The 12,597-nt window shown below is 69.0% G+C and carries 11 protein-coding genes; 5 read left to right on the top strand and 6 right to left on the bottom strand.

Annotated features, from left to right (window positions below; all coding sequences use genetic code 11):
- Positions 1 to 2: 2 nt before the first annotated feature.
- The 4 genes from AC1DY2_RS07165 to AC1DY2_RS07180 all read right to left on the bottom strand — a co-directional run bounded on the left by AC1DY2_RS07165 (position 3) and on the right by AC1DY2_RS07180 (position 5,233).
- Entirely contained in the window at positions 3 to 1,685 is a 1,683-nt protein-coding gene (locus AC1DY2_RS07165; RefSeq protein WP_476761796.1) for an alkaline phosphatase D family protein, read from the bottom strand.
- A 119-nt stretch (positions 1,686 to 1,804) separates the two neighbouring features.
- A complete protein-coding gene (locus AC1DY2_RS07170; RefSeq protein WP_476761797.1) occupies positions 1,805 to 2,797 on the bottom strand; it encodes a carbohydrate ABC transporter permease in 993 nt (330 codons plus the stop codon).
- Complete coding sequence (locus AC1DY2_RS07175; protein WP_476761798.1) at positions 2,794 to 3,762, bottom strand: carbohydrate ABC transporter permease; 969 nt, start codon at positions 3,760 to 3,762, stop codon at positions 2,794 to 2,796. Before AC1DY2_RS07175 ends, AC1DY2_RS07170 begins: the two co-directional genes overlap by 4 nt.
- Before the next feature lie 112 nt (positions 3,763 to 3,874).
- Positions 3,875 to 5,233 (bottom strand): ABC transporter substrate-binding protein, encoded by a 1,359-nt coding sequence (locus tag AC1DY2_RS07180; protein WP_476761799.1) that lies wholly within the window; start codon positions 5,231 to 5,233, stop codon positions 3,875 to 3,877.
- A 264-nt stretch (positions 5,234 to 5,497) separates the two neighbouring features.
- On the opposite strand from AC1DY2_RS07180, the gene AC1DY2_RS07185 reads away from it, so the two are divergent.
- On the top strand, positions 5,498 to 6,520 hold the full coding sequence (locus tag AC1DY2_RS07185) for a LacI family DNA-binding transcriptional regulator (protein WP_476761800.1): 1,023 nt from the start codon (positions 5,498 to 5,500) through the stop codon (positions 6,518 to 6,520).
- Between the two features lie 46 nt (positions 6,521 to 6,566).
- On the opposite strand, the gene AC1DY2_RS07190 is transcribed toward AC1DY2_RS07185, so the two are convergent.
- Complete coding sequence (locus tag AC1DY2_RS07190) at positions 6,567 to 7,817, bottom strand: MFS transporter (RefSeq protein WP_476761801.1); 1,251 nt, start codon at positions 7,815 to 7,817, stop codon at positions 6,567 to 6,569.
- Positions 7,814 to 8,275: a MarR family winged helix-turn-helix transcriptional regulator gene (locus AC1DY2_RS07195; protein ID WP_476761802.1), complete on the bottom strand. Its 462-nt coding sequence runs from the start codon at positions 8,273 to 8,275 to the stop codon at positions 7,814 to 7,816. The genes AC1DY2_RS07190 and AC1DY2_RS07195 overlap by 4 nt, the downstream gene beginning before the upstream one ends.
- A 264-nt stretch (positions 8,276 to 8,539) precedes the next feature.
- Here AC1DY2_RS07195 and AC1DY2_RS07200 point away from each other — a divergent pair, with 264 nt between their 5' ends.
- From AC1DY2_RS07200 to AC1DY2_RS07215, 4 genes are all read left to right on the top strand, one after another.
- Complete coding sequence (locus tag AC1DY2_RS07200; RefSeq protein WP_476761803.1) at positions 8,540 to 9,469, top strand: carbohydrate ABC transporter permease; 930 nt, start codon at positions 8,540 to 8,542, stop codon at positions 9,467 to 9,469.
- Positions 9,470 to 9,620: 151 nt separating this feature from the next.
- Positions 9,621 to 10,391: a carbohydrate ABC transporter permease gene (locus AC1DY2_RS07205; RefSeq protein ID WP_396133143.1), complete on the top strand. Its 771-nt coding sequence runs from the start codon at positions 9,621 to 9,623 to the stop codon at positions 10,389 to 10,391.
- A gap of 107 nt (positions 10,392 to 10,498) precedes the next feature.
- Complete coding sequence (locus tag AC1DY2_RS07210; protein ID WP_476761804.1) at positions 10,499 to 11,836, top strand: ABC transporter substrate-binding protein; 1,338 nt, start codon at positions 10,499 to 10,501, stop codon at positions 11,834 to 11,836.
- A 169-nt stretch (positions 11,837 to 12,005) separates the two neighbouring features.
- A partial coding sequence (locus tag AC1DY2_RS07215; protein ID WP_476761805.1) for a LacI family DNA-binding transcriptional regulator occupies positions 12,006 to 12,597 on the top strand: 592 nt, incomplete at its 3' end.

The raw sequence follows: 12,597 nt of genomic DNA on the forward strand, positions 1-12,597 counted from the left end.
CCCTACGCCTCGGCCGCGACGCGCCGGCCCCCGCGTGTCGCCGGCACGACGACGCGGGCCACCCGCTCGAGCCGCGGGTGCAGCTCGTCGCCGTCGTCCACCACGCCGGTGTACCAGCTCATGGCCAGGCCCTCAGCCGTGTCCTCCAGCAGTGCGAGGTTGTTGTCGAACCACGGGCCCTTCACGGTGCTCCACCGGAACGGCGGATCGGGAACCTTCGCGGATCGCGCCGCCGCTGCGCCGACGGGAGTCGCCACGCCGTACGACATCACGACCGCGAACCACCGCAGGAACCGCGGCAGCGGGTTCCGCACGGGCGAGCACACCGCCTGCACGATGCGGGCGCCGTCGTCACGATCCACCTCCGCGAGGTACGAGTAGTGGACGTCACCCGACAGGAACGTGATCGCCTGCGGCACCGGGCCCCGCTCGCCGTCGGCGACCTCCGTCACGATGCGCGCGACCGCCTGGAAGCTGTTCTGGAACGCGGCCCAGTGCTCCAGGTCGACGGCCCGCCGCAGCCGTTCGCCCATCCACGCCGCCGACCGGCCCCAGGCGCCCTGCGCGATCGCCTCGTCCCAGGCTTCGACGTTGTGCAGCCCCATCGGCAGGAGGAACGGCAGTGAGGTCGCCACGAGCACGTGCCGGAACCCGCCGCGCAGGTGGTCGTCCAGCCAGGCGAGTTCCTGCGCGTTGACCAGCCCCCGATGCGAGGGCGTGAGATCGCGCGAGACCCTCGAGTCCACGACGACGAGCCGTACGTCGTCGAACTCCCGGCTGTAGCTCCACCGGTAGGTGTCGGGGTGGGTGTCGCACCGGTCGGCGAACTCGTCGAGCACGACGGTCAGGTCGAGTTCCTCCTCACCCTCGTGTGCGCTGGTCCGCTGCCAGATCTCGTCAGCGGCGCGTTCCGCCGGTGAGAGGTTCCCGAGGTGCTGGTACACCCAGTAGGCCCCCAGGCCGGCGACGATCCGGCCCCGCCACCACGAGGTGGCCTCCATCTCCTTCTTCCAGTCCAGCGAGGCGTTCCAGTCGTCGCGGATGTCGTGGTCGTCGAAGATCATGGCCGTCGGCACGCACGACAGCAGCCATCGGTTCGCCCCATCCGACCACGCCAGCTGGTAGAGGTGCGCGTACTCCTCGTAGTCCTTGAGCTCGCGACCGGGTTCCTCGTGGATGTCGCGTCGCGCACGGATGAAGTCCTGCATCTCGGTCGACGTGGAGTCCGCATAGACCTGGTCACCGAGGAACAGCAGCAGGTCGGGTCGTTCCTCCCGGCCCGCCGCCGCCGCCAGCGCGAAGGCCCGCAGCGAATCGACCCCGTGCGTTCGGTTGCCCGAGCGATCGTGCGGAACGCTCGTGCGGCAGGACCCGTACGCCATCCGGAGGGGCCGCCCGGGTGTGCGCGTCGAGATCACCGAAGCCGGGAACTCGGACCCGGCCTCGGGCCACACGACGATCTCGTCGATCCGCACCTCGTAGGGCAGCACCGAGCCGGCATCGAGGCCATCGACCTCGACGAGGGCGTAGTGATGCCCGTGCACCGCGAAGGTGCGGGCATCCCACGACCGCCCATCGGCAGCCACGCTCACTCGGCAGGCCGCTCGCGTCTCCACCCAGATGCTGGCCGACGTCTCATCGACGTAGCGCAGCATCGGGCCGAGGAGCAACGGCGACGAGGCCATCCCACTGTTCTACCGCCTGCGGTCGTCGCCGGCCACGGGTTGCGCTGCAGACATGGCGGATGCCGCGAGCCCCCGCTCGCGGCATCCATTCCCCAGCCCGTTCGGGTCGAGCTGGAGCCTTACCCCTTCGTGGATCCGGCTAGGAGGCCGCGCACGAAGTAACGCTGCAGGCTGAAGAACACGATGAGCGGGATGACGATCGAGATGAACGCGGCCGCGGTGAGCAGCTGCCAGTCCTGTCCGCGTGTTCCGGTGAGCTCCGCCAACCGTTGGGTCAGTGGCGCGACGTCCTGGGTGCCGCCCGAGAAGATCAGCGCCACGAGCAGGTCGTTCCACACCCAGATGAACTGGAAGATGGCGAACGACGCGATCGCCGGCACGGACAGCGGGAGCACGATCCGGAAGAAGATCTGCCCGTGCGTGGCCCCGTCAACGCGCGCCGCCTCGATCACGTCGGCCGGGATCTCCGAGATGAAGTTGTGCAGCAGGAAGATCGCGAGCGGGAGCGCGAACATGGAGTGTGCGATCCACAGCGGCAGGTAGTTCTGCTCGGGGATGATCGGGACCACGTCGTGCAGCCACGCCTGCATCGGCCGCAGCACGGTGGAGAAGATCTGCAGCACCGGCACCAGCGCCATCTGCAGCGGGATGATCTGCAGCGCGAAGATGAGGATGAACAGCACGCCCACGCCGCGGAACCGCATCCACGCGAAGGCGTACGCCGCCATCGACGCGAACACCAGCGGGATCAGGGTCGCGAGCAGCGCGATCGCGATCGAGTTCACGATGTACGAGCCGAGCTGCGGCGATGACGCCGACGCCGAGAACAGCACGTTCTGGTAGTTCTCGAGCGTGAAGCCCGGGTTCGAGAAGATGGTCCACCAGCCGGTGGTGCGGATCAACTCAGCGGGCCGGAACGAGGAGATGAAGAGCCCGAACGTGGGGATCGTCCAGAGCACCGCGATGACGAGCGCGGCGACGGTCGCGGTGCGCGAGGTGAGTCGCTTCTTCACCCGCATGGTCTTGGGCTCGGCGTACTCCCGCTGCTCGACCTCCTCGAGGGTGCCGAGGTTCTTGCCGACGGGAAGGTCGGCCGGGGCGACGCTGCTCATCGGATCTCCCTCTGCTTGCGAAGCACGTTGACGTTGTAGATGACGATCGGAAGCACGAGGATCAGGAGGATCAGCGCGAGGGCGGACCCTCGTCCAACCTCGCTCGCCCGGAACGCCTGGGTGTACATCTCATTGGCCACGGTGCTCGTGTTGAAGTTTCCGGCCGTCATCGTGCGCACGATGTCGAAGACCTTCAGGGTGGCGATCGAGATCGTCGTGACCACGACCACCAATGCCCCGCGGATGCCGGGGATGGTGACGTTCGTGAAGCGCTGCCAGGCATTGGTGCCGTCGAGCTGGGCCGCCTCGATCTGCTCGGTCGCGATGCCCTTGATCGCGGCACTGAGCACCACCATGGCGAACCCGGTCTGCACCCAGATCATGACGACGATGAGGAGAATGGTGTTGATGGGGTCGGTCTGCAACCACTGCACCGGCTCGCCGCCGAACGCGACGACGATGGCGTTGAGGAGGCCGATCTGCTCGCGGTCGCCCGAGCGGTACTCGTAGACGAACTTCCAGATGACGCTCGCACCCACGAACGAGATGGCGATCGGCATGAAGAGGATCGCCTTGTAGTAGCGCTCGCCTCGGGACCGGTCGATGAACAYGGCGTAGGCGAGGCCCACCGCCGTCGCGATCGTCGGTGCGAGCAGTACCCAGACGACCGTGTTGATCAGCGTGCGGATCGCCGCGGGCTGCGTGAACGCCCAGACGAAGTTGTCGAACGTCCAGTCGCCCGACGAGTCCTGGAACGCCAGGATGCTCGTGCGGATCGCCGGGTAGACGAGGCCGACGGCCACGAGGATCAGCGCCGGGCCGAGGAAGCCGGCCAGCTGCCAGTAGTCGCGGCCCTTCTTCGGGGCCTTGTCGATGAAGAAGATGAGGAGGCCGACGACCGCGGCGAACACCGCGAGCCCCATCACCACCTGCAGGATCTTGCCGAGGAGATCGGCCGTGGTCATCGTGCCTCCCGGGTTCGTCGTTGAAGCTGGGGTGCCGAGGGGCGGGGTCGTTCAACCCCGCCCCTCGATCATGCCGCGCCCCGGAAGCTCCCGGGGCGCGACTCGCGGATGGTTAGCTGGACGGCCAGGTCGACTCGATGGTGTCGAGCACCTGCGCGGTGCTCTCGCCGCCGACCCAGGCCACGATGCCCTTCCAGAAGGAATCGGCGCCGACGGCACCGGGCATCAGGTCGGACCCGTCGAACCGGAACGTCGTCTCGGGGTCCTGCAGGATCTCGATGGACTGCACGAGCAGCTCGCTCGATGCGTTCTCGGGGTCGACGCCCTTGTTCGCACTGATCACGCCGCCCAGGCTGACGCGGTTGTTCGCCCAGGTGTCGCTGGAGAGGAAGGCGCGGAACGCCTCGACCTCTTCGGCGTCGCGGAAGGCGACCGGGAACTCGCCGCCACCGGTGACCGACAGCGGGTCGTCGGCGTTGGCCGGCGGGAGCAGGAAGCCGAAGACGTCGCCGTCGGAGGCCACCTTCACCTCGTCGCCGCCCTCGGGGTTCCAGAAGGTCTCGTAGAACGAGGCCTGGTGGTGCAGTGAGCACGTGCCATCGAGGATCGGCAGACCTGCGGTCTGGAACGCCTCGGTGACCTGCGTGGACACGTCGCCGATGCCGCCGTTGACCATGTCGTCGCTCTTCAGGTACTGCCCCACCGCGTCGAACGCGTCGGCGACCTGCGGGTCGTTGAACGGGATCTCGTGCGTCACCCACTGGTCGTAGGCGTCGGCGCCGTTCAGGCGCAGCATGAAGTCCTCGACCCAGTCGGTGCCCGGCCAGCCGGTGGCCTCACCGGACTCGAGGCCCACGCACCACGGCTTGTGGTCGCCTTCGGCGGCGATCTTGTCTGAGAGGTCCTTCAGCTCGTCGAGGGTCTTCGGGATCTCGTAGCCCTTCTCCTCGAACTCGGTCGGCGAGTACCACACGTAGCCCTTGATGCTGGCCATGAGCGGCGCCGCGTAGAAGGTGTCGTTGTAGGTGCCGTACTTCTTCCAGTCGGCCGACCAGAACTCGTCGACATTCGCCTCGACTTCCTCCGAGGCCGGGATCAGCCAGCCGCCCTCCGCGAGCCGGCCGAGCAGGCCCGGCTGCGGCACGATGCCGACGTCGGGCGCGTTGCCGCCCTCGGCGAGCACGGCGATCTGGGCCTCGAACTCGCTGGAGCCCTGGTACTCGACGTTGATGCCGGTGCAGGTCTCGAAGTCGGCCCACGACTCGTTGAGCCGGTCGGCCTCCAGGTCGAGGATCGTGCCCGACACCGTCACGTCTTTGCCGTCGAACGTTCCGTACTGCTCGTAGGGCCCGCAGTCGACGTCGGCCGCGGATTCCTCGGCGACGTCTCCCGTGCAGCCCGTGAGGGCGAGCCCGACCGCGGCAGCGCCCACGATGGGGGCCAGCCAACGGCTATGCCGTGTGGATCTCATGTCATCTCCTCGTTGAGTGTGGTGCAGGGGAAGCCGGAACCGGTTCCAGCCTCCACGGTAGGACACCCCGCGATTCCTGACAAGCCGAGACAGGTCACGGTTCGGACACCGATCCCACATCGTGTTGGGCGTTGAGGGAGAGCGCTCCCACAGTGACGGCACGGATCGTGCCCGGCGCATCGGCGCATTCAGGAAACGGTTCCACATTCGAGCCCCCGGCCCACTACACTCTGCAACGAAGCAGCCCGACGGAGGGAGGCGCGGATGGCCGCCATCGGCGATGTCGCGCGTCTCGCAGGCGTCTCGAAAGCCACTGCGTCGCGGGCCCTGTCGGGCCGGGGCTACGTCGCCGACCAGACCCGGCTCCGGGTCGAGGCCGCCGCCGCCGAGATCGGCTACATCGCCTCGCCCGACGCCGCGAGCCTCGTCACCGGGCGCACCAAGAACGTCGGCGTGATCATTCCCTTCGTCAACCGCTGGTTCTTCGGCGAGGTGCTCGAGGGCATCGAGCGCGCCCTGCTCGGCGCGGGCTACGACCTCACGCTCTACAACCTCTCGGACTGGGGCCCGGGCCGCGACCGGGTCTTCGACTTCTTCCTTGCCCGCAAGCGCGTGGACGCGGTGATCGCGGTCGGCGTCGACCTCGATGAGCGCGAGGTCGCGTCGCTCGACCGGCGGGAGAAGGCGCTCGTGTGCCTCGGCGGCAGCGGCGGCGCCGCCGCGCGGCTCTCGGTCGACGATCACGCCGTCGGGCAGCTCGCCACGGAGCACCTCCTGCACCTGGGGCACACGCGCATCGCGCATCTCGCCGGCCTCGGCGCCGAGAGCCGGCCCGCGAGCGTGCAGGGCCAGCGGCGCCAGGGCTTCCTCGACGCCATGTCCGCCGCGGGCGTCCCGTCGGCCGAGCCCGCGCACCTCCTCGAGGCCGACATGAGCATGCCCGGCGGCTACACCGGCGCACTGCAGCTCCTCGGCCATCCCGGCCGACGCCCGACCGCCGTGTTCGCGGCATCCGACGAGATGGCCTTCGGCGCCATCCGCGCCGCGGAACGGCTCGGCATCGACGTGCCGGGCGACCTCTCGGTGATCGGCGTCGACGGGCACGAGAACGCCGAGATGTTCGAGCTCACCACGATCGAGCAGTACCCGGGCGAGCAGGGCCGGCTGGCCGTCGACGTGGTGCTGCGCCTGCTCGGCGACGACGCYACGGCCGACCCGCTGCCCGACTCGGGTGCGCCGCTGCCGACGCGCCTGGTCGTGCGCGCGACGACGAGCGCTCCCCGCTGACCAGCCCGACGAACCGAGCAACGGCAGCGGATGCCGCGTCGGCGCTTCAGGTCGCGTCGCCGACCGAGATCGCCTCGGCCTCGGCGAGCGCGGGCTCCGGCGCCCCGTCGACCCGCCGCAGCGCGCGATGCCCGACGAGCACCACGAGGAGCGCGACCAGCACCGAACCGGCCGCCGCGAAGTACGGCGCCTCTGGCGAGATGAGGTGCGCGAGCTCGGCCGCCGCGGGCGGCGCGATGGCGCCGCCGAGGAACCGCACGGCCGAGTACGCGCTCGACGCGACGGAGCGATGCAGGTCGGTCGCCTCCATGACGCACTCGGTGAGCACGGTGTTGAGCACGCCGAGCACGAGTCCGCCGGCGACGATGCAGACCACGAGCGCGGTCGGGTCCTCGATCACGAACCCGGCGGCGGCGAGGTCGACCGCGAGGAGCGGCAGGGCGATCCAGAGCACGCGGGTGCGCGGCATCCGTGCGGTGAGGAGCGGCGCGACGAAGACGGAGGTGATCGCGAGCGCGACGCCCCACCCGAAGAACGTGAGGCCCAGCCCGATGGCGTCGAACCCGAGCGGGAACGGCGAGTACGCGAGCAGCACGAAGAAGCCGATGTTGTAGAACAGGGCGGCGCCGGCGAGCACCGCGAGCGCCGGCTGGCGGAGGGCGCGGATGGGGGCGGACAGCCGCGTCGGCACCGGCCGGCTCGCGGCATCCGGCCCGCTCGTGTCGTCCTTCAGGAACACGACGATCGCGATGAAGCCGATCGCCATCAGGGCGGCGGTGCCGAAGAACGGGCCCCGCCAGCTGAGGTTGCCGAGGAATCCGCCGAGGAGCGGCCCGATCGCGATGCCGAGGCCGAGTGCGGCCTCGTAGAGGATGATCGCCGAGCCCGATCCGCCCGCGGCGGCACCGACGATGGTGGCGAGAGCGGTGGAGATGAACAGCGCGTTGCCGAGGCCCCAGCCGGCGCGGAAGCCGATGATCGACTCGACGTTCTGCGAGAGCCCCGCCGCCGCCGCGAAGACGACGATGATGCCGAGGCCGATGAGCAGCGTCCGCTTCGCGCCGATGCGACTCGACATGTAGCTGGTGCCCAGCATGGCGACGCCGGTGACCAGCAGGTAGCTCGTGAAGAGCAGCTCGGTCTGCGTTGGCGTGGCCTCGAGGCTCTGGGCGATGGCGGGGAGGATCGGGTCGACGAGGCCGATGCCCATGAAGGCGATGACGCACGAGAAGGCGACGGCCCAGACGGCCTTCGGCTGCTTGAGAATCGACCCGGATGCCGCGTGGCCGGCGCTCACGCGACCACTCCCGTCGAGGCAGCCTCGCGCGCCCGCTCGAGTCGCGTGCGGACGATCTCGACCGCCGCTGCCAGCGTGGCGAGCTCGTCGGGGCCGAGGTCCGCGAAGGTGGGGGTGAGTGCGGCCGCCAGCTCCTCGCGCCACCCGGCGAGGGCGGCGAGGCCGCGGGGGTCGGCCGAGATCAGCCACGCACGCGCATCGCTGACGTCGGCGATGCGGCGGATCCAGCCGCGCTCGTCGAGCGTGTGCACGAGCTTCGTCATGGTCGGCTGCGAGACGCGGCTGACCCGGGCGAGCTCGCCCAGGCGCATCGGGCCGAGGTCGCGGAGCACGCTGAGCGTGCGCCAGACGGCCGGCGACTCGGTGCTGCCGGTGACGGATGCCGCGAGCCTCGTGATGCGGTGGTTCACCGAGACGAGGTCGCCGAGGACGGTGGGAAGGTCTGCTGGCGTGGTCACCCGACCATTTTACATAGCTTGCCTATCTACTGGCTCGAACTCGCTGGGAGATTTCAGAAAGCCCTTTCTCGGAAGTTCGCGCCAATGGCACAAATCCGCCGAATTGCCTCTTGCCAAGGCGCACGATCGTGGGATAGAAACGTCTCCAGCACCTGAGATAGCGCTTTCTCAGCGGTGATCAACGACGATGACTGGAGACCACGTGTTCCCGACGACACGACGAGGCCGCCCTCCGCGGGCCGCCGCCCGAACGCGAGGCCGTCGATGAGCGCCCTCGGCGAACTGCGGCGCATCAAGGGYACCTCGGCGCCGAAGTCCCGCAAGCAGAACAAGGCGGCCTTCCTCTTCCTCCTGCCGTGGTTCATCGGGCTCGCGCTCATCACCGTCGGGCCGATGGTGGCGTCGTTCGCCCTCTCGTTCACCAGGTACAACCTGCTGAGCCCGCCCCGCTTCATCGGCGTCGACAACTACGTGCGGATGTTCGAGGACGAGCGGCTCCACACGGCCCTCTCCGTCACGTTCCAGTACGTGTTCATCTCGGTCCCGCTGCAGCTCGGCCTCGCGCTGGCGCTCGCGATCGTGCTCGACCGCGGGCTCCGCGGCCTCGCGCTCTACCGGTCGGCGTTCTACCTGCCGTCGCTGCTCGGCGCGAGCGTCGCGATCGCGATCCTGTGGCGCCAGCTCTTCGGCGTCGACGGCCTCTTCAACGTGGTGCTCGGCTGGTTCGGCATCGAGGGACAGGGCTGGATCTCCAACCCCGAGACCGCCCTCGGCACGCTCATGATCCTCAACGTCTGGACGTTCGGCGCGCCGATGGTGATCTTCCTCGCCGGGCTCAGGCAGATCCCCGTCATGTACTACGAGGCGGCATCCGTCGACGGCGCCAACCGCTGGCAGCAGTTCCGGCACATCACGCTGCCCATGCTCACGCCGATCATCTTCTTCAACCTCATCCTGCAGCTCATCGGGGCGTTCCAGTCATTCACCCAGGCGTTCGTCGTCTCGGGCGGAACGGGCGGTCCGGTGGACTCGACGCTGTTCTACACGCTGTACCTCTACCAGCAGGGGTTCGCGAACCTCAACATGGGGTACGCCTCGGCCATGGCCTGGCTGCTCCTGGTGATCGTCGCCGCGCTCACCGCCATCAACTTCTGGGCCTCGAAGTATTGGGTGTTCTACGATGACCAAGACTGACCCCTCGACCGACCTCGCGCCGCTGACCGAATCGGTCGTCACCGGACTCCCGCCCGAGCGGATCCGCGAGCAGCGCCGCCGCCGCAGCCCGTTCCGCAAGCCGGTCACGAGCATCCTGCGCCACGTGTTCCTCATCGCGGCGGCCGTGCTGATGCTCTACCCCGTGATCTGGATGGTGGTCAGCTCGTTCCGGCCGACCGACCTGATCTTCCGCGAGGCGGGCCTCGTCTTCGACAGCTTCGAGATCTCGAACTACGTCGACGGATGGAACGCGCTGACGTACCCGTTCAACGTGTACCTGCTGAACTCGGGGCTCGTGGTCATCGGCTCGATCGTCGGCAACCTCGTCTCGTGCTCCCTCGCGGCCTACGCGTTCGCGCGGCTCGAGTTCACGGGCAAGCGGTTCTGGTTCGCGATCATGCTGCTGAGCATCATGCTCCCGATCCACGTGATCATCGTGCCGCAGTACGTGCTGTTCTCCCAGCTCGGGTGGGTCAACACGTTCCTGCCGCTCATCGTGCCGAAGCTGCTCGCGACCGATGCGTTCTTCATCTTCCTGATGGTGCAGTTCATCCGCGGCATCCCGCGTGAACTCGACGAGGCCGCGCGCATCGACGGGGCGGGGCATCCGCGCATCTTCCTGCAGATCATCCTGCCGCTCATGGTGCCCGCCCTCGCGACGACCACGATCTTCACGTTCATCTGGACCTGGAACGACTTCTTCAGCCAGCTCATCTTCCTGACCAAGCCGGCGCTCTACACCGTGCCGCTCGCCCTCAACGCGTTCCAGGACGCGCAGAGCTCGACCGACTTCGGCGAGCTGTTCGCGATGAGCGTCGTGTCGCTCATCCCCATCTTCCTGATCTTCCTCTTCGGCCAGCGATTCCTGATCAAGGGCATCGCCACGACGGGGATCAAGTGATCGGCCAGGCCGATCCGACGCGGGCGCGCACGGTCGCGCGCCGGCCCACCGCACCACCGGCTCCACCCACTCCCCTGCACCACACCACACCACGGAAGGACACCACCATGCGAGGCAACACACGACGCCGCATGGGCGTCGTCACGGCCATCGGCGCAGCGACGATGCTCGCGCTCACGGCCTGCGCCGGCAACCCCGCCGCCCCCGCCGACGAGGCGCCGAAGCTCGAGCTCTCGGACGAACCCGTGACGCTCTCGTTCACCTGGTGGGGCAACGACACCCGTCACGCGATCACGCAGGAGCTCATCGCCGCGTTCGAGGCGGAGCACCCGAACATCACCATCGAGCCCCAGTACACCGACTGGGCGGGCTACTGGGACAAGCTCTCCACCTCGGTGGCGGCCGGCGACATCCCCGACATCATCCAGATGGACGAGAAGCAGCTGTCGACGTACGCGTCCAACGGCGTGCTCATGGACCTCGGCGGCCTCTCCTCCGTGCTCTCCACCGAGGACTACCCCGAGGCCGTGCTCGGCACCGGCGCGCTCGACGGCACCCAGTACGGCGTGCCCGTCGGCATCAACTCGTACACGATCATCGCCAACCAGGACGTGCTCGACCAGTACGGCATCGACCTGCCCGACGACGAGACCTGGACGTGGGACGACTTCGTCGCCACCGCCCAGGAGGTCGCCGAGGCGAGCGGCGGCGCGGTCGCGGGCACCCAGTCGTGGGGCTTCGAGGACGGCGGCCTGAACAACTGGCTGCGCCAGCACGACAGCGCGCTCTACGACGCCGACGGCGAGATCGCCGCGAGCGAGGAGGACCTCGCGGGCTGGTGGGAGTTCCTGCTCGACGCGACGAAGGACGGCGCCACGCCCGAACCGTCGGCGACGATCGAGCGCGAGTCCGGCGGCCTCGCCGAGTCGTTCACCGCGACGAACCAGTCGGCGTTCGGCCCGTGGTGGTCGAACCAGGTGCAGGCGCTCCGCGACGCGAGCGGCCAGGATCTCGTAGCCCTGCGCGTGCCCACGAGCAAGGGCGCATCCGACGGCTGGGCGTACTACAAGCCGTCGATGTTCTGGTCGGCGTCGTCGAAGACCGAGCACCCGGCCGAGGTCGCCACGTTCCTCGACTTCCTGTCGAACAGCGAGGAGGCCGCCGACCTGCTGCTCGCAGAGCGCGGCGTGCCCGCCAACGAGAAGATCCGCGACTACATCACGCCGAAGCTCGACGAGGTCAACCAGACCGTCGTCGGCTTCCTGGACGACCTCGCACCGCAGGTCGGCGACGCACCGGCGGCCACGCCCCCGGGCGGCGGCATGATCGAGGCGATCATCGACCAGCACACCCAGCAGGTGCTCTTCGGCGAGATGACCCCCGAAGAGGCCGCGGCGAGCTTCCTCGCCGAGCTGCAGCGGGCGCTCGACGACGCCGCCGTGTAGTCCGCGAGCGAGTTCCCAAGCCGACGGATCCTCCCGGACCGTCACCCGAGCGGCTGCCGCGTCTGCCTGCGCGGCAGCCGCTCATCTCCCCGTCGACCCGCGTCGGCATCGCCTTCCCCGCCGCACGCGGCGTAGCGTCATCCCAAGCCCCTTCCCGATGGAGGTCCCAGTGCCCAACCCGCCCCGGCAGGTCACGATCGCCCAGGTCGCCGAGTACGCCGGCGTCTCGCAGGCGTCGGTGTCACGGGTGCTGAACCGCAACCAGAAGGTCGACCCGGCCATCTCGGCCAAGGTGCGCGACGCGATCGAGAAGCTCAACTACTCGCCGAGCCAGATGGCGCGCAACCTCGTGCGCGGCCGCAGCAACACCGTCGCCCTCGTCGTGCCCGACCTCGAGAACCCCATGTTCCAGGGCGTGCTCAAGGGGCTCGCCCGCGAGGCGGCGCTCGACGGCTACCGGGTGCTCGTCGCCGACACCGCCGAGCGAGTCGCCGACGAGGAGGACATCGCCGTCGAGGCCCGCTCCCGGTGCGACGCGCTCGTGCTCGTCTCGCCGCGCATGCCGGCCGAGCGGCTCGAGGCCCTGCTCGCCCGATCCGGCCCCATCGTGGTCGTGAACCGCCCGGTCGCGAGCGATCCGGCGGCAGAGCTCTCGGTCGACTACGAACACGCGACGCGCACCCTCGGCGAGCACCTGGTCGCACTCGGCCACACCCGTATCGCCTACCTCGCCGGGCCGCCGCAGGCCTATGCCGACGGGC

The sequence above is a fragment of the Agromyces sp. P1_H4 genome, from assembly GCF_056405255.1.

Bases quoted from the DNA above. Each gene is read 5' to 3' on its own strand.
- AC1DY2_RS07165 (WP_476761796.1), bottom strand. From the start codon at position 1,685: ATGGCCTCGTCGCCGTTGCTCCTCGGCCCGATGCTGCGCTACGTCGAT.
- AC1DY2_RS07180 (WP_476761799.1), bottom strand. From the start codon at position 5,233: ATGAGATCCACACGGCATAGCCGTTGGCTGGCCCCCATCGTGGGCGCT.
- AC1DY2_RS07205 (WP_396133143.1), top strand. From the start codon at position 9,621: ATGCTCTACCCCGTGATCTGGATGGTGGTCAGCTCGTTCCGGCCGACC.
- AC1DY2_RS07210 (WP_476761804.1), top strand. From the start codon at position 10,499: ATGCGAGGCAACACACGACGCCGCATGGGCGTCGTCACGGCCATCGGC.
- AC1DY2_RS07170 (WP_476761797.1), bottom strand. From the start codon at position 2,797: ATGAGCAGCGTCGCCCCGGCCGACCTTCCCGTCGGCAAGAACCTCGGC.